This is a genomic window from Fictibacillus phosphorivorans, assembly GCF_023715845.1.
GTDB classification, from domain to species: Bacteria; Bacillota; Bacilli; order Bacillales; family Fictibacillaceae; genus Fictibacillus; species Fictibacillus phosphorivorans_D.
Genome location: NZ_JAMBOR010000092.1, coordinates 1 through 253 on the forward strand (window position 1 = coordinate 1; position 253 = coordinate 253).

A 253-nucleotide genomic window follows, 5' to 3' on the forward strand; every position below is an offset into this window, starting at 1 on the left:
TTTTTTAAAAATGCATTTTCTGCACGTAACCGTTCATTTTCTCTTTCTAATTTTTTCATCTGAAGCTTAAATTTCTCTTCAGGAGTTAACTCGTCTTCTGTCTTCCTTCTTCCACGCTTATCATTAATCTCCACCTTCAAACTTCTTAACCCATTGATACACCTGTTGGTAGGAGACCTCGTATGTTTCAGCTATCTTCCGGTAATCCTTCCCGTTCTCCAAACAATCAAGTACAATTCGTATCCGTTCATCC

At 37.9% G+C, this 253-nt stretch carries 1 protein-coding gene; it reads right to left on the reverse strand.

The features are described from left to right. Window positions 1–123: 123 nt before the first annotated feature. Window positions 124–222: a helix-turn-helix domain-containing protein gene (locus tag M3206_RS19310; RefSeq protein WP_425590753.1), complete on the reverse strand. Its 99-nt coding sequence runs from the start codon at window positions 220–222 to the stop codon at window positions 124–126. Window positions 223–253: the final 31 nt, after the last annotated feature.